At 28.3% G+C, this 3,538-nt stretch carries 3 protein-coding genes; all 3 read left to right on the forward strand.

Annotation, left to right across the window (positions count from 1 at the left end):
* Positions 1-121 precede the first annotated feature (121 nt).
* The 3 genes from Q361_RS13175 to Q361_RS13185 all read left to right on the forward strand — a co-directional run bounded on the left by Q361_RS13175 (position 122) and on the right by Q361_RS13185 (position 3,302).
* Entirely contained in the window at positions 122-703 is a 582-nt protein-coding gene (locus Q361_RS13175; RefSeq protein WP_103727192.1) for a hypothetical protein, read from the forward strand.
* Between the two features lie 177 nt (positions 704-880).
* Entirely contained in the window at positions 881-1,405 is a 525-nt protein-coding gene (locus tag Q361_RS13180) for a hypothetical protein (RefSeq protein WP_146047042.1), read from the forward strand.
* Positions 1,406-1,598: 193 nt separating this feature from the next.
* Positions 1,599-3,302 (forward strand): DUF262 domain-containing protein, encoded by a 1,704-nt coding sequence (locus Q361_RS13185; protein WP_103727194.1) that lies wholly within the window; start codon positions 1,599-1,601, stop codon positions 3,300-3,302.
* Positions 3,303-3,538: the final 236 nt, after the last annotated feature.

A 3,538-nucleotide genomic window follows, 5' to 3' on the forward strand; every position in this document is an offset into this window, starting at 1 on the left:
ATTTGAAATCGGAAAGGTTTTTAATTTAAAGTTTTAGCTATATTTGTAAAGGCTTGTGATAAATCATCGCCACTGAAGCAAGCCGCGAAACGTTACCAGTAATTTTACCCAAAAATCGTAAATGGACAATTTAATAATTTATAGTTTAGGTTTCTTAATATTACTTCCGATACTTATTGGATATTATTTTGACTACAAAAACGACCCGAAAGAATTCAAATTATCATTAAAATCTTTGTGGAATAAACGCTCTTCAAAAGCTTTACTATTTCTAATAATTTATTTCAGTTTTGTTAAAATTTATGAACATAATATCCCATTAAATAAAAACAAAGGAATTGAATTTAATTCGACAAGAGAGAAAATTGGTATTCCACTAATTGGAAAAAATTGGGAAATAAATGATTCAAGATATAGAACAATATGGTCAAACGTTGATTCAACTGATAGACATTTTAGAAAGACAATTGAATACGGAATATTGAATGCGAAAACTGAAACTGACTTTTATCAAAATAAAAAGCAAGTTGGAACTTTTGCTTGGTCTGTTTTCAGCTTTGAAAATGATACGTTTGAATACTTTATAGAAAAACCGAATGAAGAAATATTTTCAGTCACAGAAAAAGGGAATTTGAAATATGAAAAACCGACAATAGAAAAGAGAATATCTAAAGTCGAATTTGAAAAATATATAACTGAATAAAAAAACTACTGGTAACAGCGGTTTGCTTCAATGGCTACTTCCGGATTTTCCTTCGGAAAATCCGCTGCTGAATGGAATGTTTTGTTATATTTGTAATGGCTTGGTGTTGGTGCAACGCCACTGAGAGCAAGCCACAGAACGTTGTGCGACACTTTGGTTGAACGAAACGAAAAAGAAATGAAAATTAGAAACATCATATTTTGCTTAATTACAATTTCAATATTTTATTCTTGTTCTACGAGTAAAATATCTGAAAGTGAAATATCGAAAATTAACGGAACGTTTGAAGCAAACAGTTCTGATGGTAATACACATAATAATTTAGTTTCTTTATTAAACCGAAAACTTTTAAAAGATACTTTAGATGATAAGCCAATTAATATGTATAAATTAGAACTTAAAATTATCGATAAAAAACATATTGAAATATCAACAATAAGTGAAGAAAATAAAATTCTAAATAAAAAGACCTATAAATTTAAAAATAAAAATGAATATATCATTTTGAAAAACCAAAACACTAAACCAATTTTAATTCCATATGTTGCAGGTGCGCTTGATGTGACAAAACTGAAACTCAAAACAGATGAAAACAAAAATTTAACCGTTTTAATTAGTCAGCATCGGTCAGGAGGAGCATTTTTAATACCAATGGGTTGGTCTAGTGAAAAGAAAATTGAAACTTTTAAAAGAATTGAATAAAAGCGATCGCACAACAGCCGTTTTGCGCTATTGCGAAATAAGTTCTAAATTCACGTTTATCTTTCGCAAGAAATTGTATCTTTAACGGAAAATATAGCGTTCCGAAGCTCGCAACAGACGCAAAGCGGCGAAACGTTAGTGGCTATACTATCTGAACACACCGAAAAAACAAGAAACATAAATAAAATAATAAATGGCAAGTATCAAAATTAAAGACTTTTTCAATGGTAGATTTTTTGAAATACCAAAATATCAAAGAGGTTATGCTTGGGAAATACAAAACATTAGAGAACTTTTTGAAGATGTTGTAGAATCTATTGAATCAAATTCTAATCATTATATTGGAACAATTGTACTATCAAAATCTGAAGATGATGATGAAAAATTTTACGTTGTTGATGGACAACAAAGAATTACAACTACAACTCTAATTATAAGTGCATTAATAAAAAAACTTACTGAAAAAGATCAGGCATATTATGAAAGATTTTATTTAAAGGAAGATGAAAGATATAGATTGACACCTTTAAACCGAGATTGTAAATTCTTGACAGACCTACTAGACAGTAAAGTTGGCGAACCACAAAATAAAAGTCAACGTTACTTAAAAGAAGCATACGAAGAAATTAAATTTAAAGTTGAGAAAATAGATGATAAATTGAAGTTTTTAAAGTCTGTTGAAAAACTAGAAGTTATGGAGTTTGTTGAAAATTCAGAAGGCGATGCTATTAGAATTTTCCAAACTGTAAATGATAGAGGTAAACCTCTATCTAATATGGAAAAAGCAAAAAGTTTACTTATTTACTTTTCAAATAGATATTTAAATAAAAAATTAGACAATCAAATTAACGATTGTTTTAGTGATATTTTTGAAATCTATGATGATATAAAACATTTAGGTGAAGATTTAAATGTAACGCTAATCAAGAATAAAGAATTTAACGAAGATAATTTAATGCGTTATCATTTTGTAAGTTATAGTGACGAAAATTATGACCCAACTGCGTCTTACGTTTTACAATTTCTGAAAAACAAACTAACAAATTTTAGAAATACAAGTAAAACAGAAAACTATCAAGAAATAGAAGATTTTATAAATTCATACACAGAAAGTTTAAAATCATTTTTTGAAAACTGTAAAAAAGTAATTGAAAGAGCAAAAACAGAACCAAAGTATTTTAAACTTTTTGTAGTTTTAAATTTATCAGCCACTTTGTATCCACTAATTGTAAAATTAGAATCATTGAACTTATTAGATAAAAACTTGGAAACAAAAAATTATGAAAAATTTACTTTTTTCGATTTAATTGAATTAATTGAAGTTAGGGTTTATAAAACAAGAGCAACTGACCCAAAAGCAGATATTTCAAGATTAGTTTTTGATATAGATAAGAAAAGACCAATTGACATACAGAATTGGTTACTTTGGTTTAATGGTCGTTGGATGTCAAAAGAAGAATTTCAATCACGAATGTATGGATGGATATTTGGAAATCGTGCATTAAACCATATTTTTATTAACTATTGTGAAAGTTTGAAAAAGAAAGAATATAAAATTACTGAACTTATTGCTATATCAAATAAAAATCCAAATATTGAACATATTTTAGCTCAAACCCCAACTTTTGCTCCAAGAGCATTAGGATTTAAGAATAAAGAGGATTTCATTGATTATGAACATAATTTAGGGAATTTAACAATTCTTGAACGTAGTTTAAATTCAAGCATTCAAAATAAAAGTGCTATTGACAAAGTTGATGCTTATGGTAAAAGTACTTTCATAATGACAAAAATGATTGGTTCAGAAATTGACACAAAAAAGACATTTACAAAAGCTGAATTAAACGAAAGAACAAAACTAATAGCAGAATATTGTATGGAAAGATGGTGGTGCTAAAAAAGTACAGCCACTAACAGCGGTTTCAAGAAATGGCGAGGCAAGGGATTTATCTGAAATGGAAAAGGTTTTTAATTTAAAGTTTTAGTTATATTTGTAAAGGCTTGGTCTTAGTTCATCGCCACTTCATGAAGCCGCAAAACGTTGTGTGCCATACTTCCGACGAAATTCAGAAGTCAAACATTTTAGTTTGAACAACCATTTGAATTTTAAGACTTGACGAAATGTCCACTTTT

Source organism: Flavobacterium croceum DSM 17960 (genome assembly GCF_002917885.1).
Lineage (GTDB): Bacteria > Bacteroidota > Bacteroidia > Flavobacteriales > Flavobacteriaceae > Flavobacterium > Flavobacterium croceum.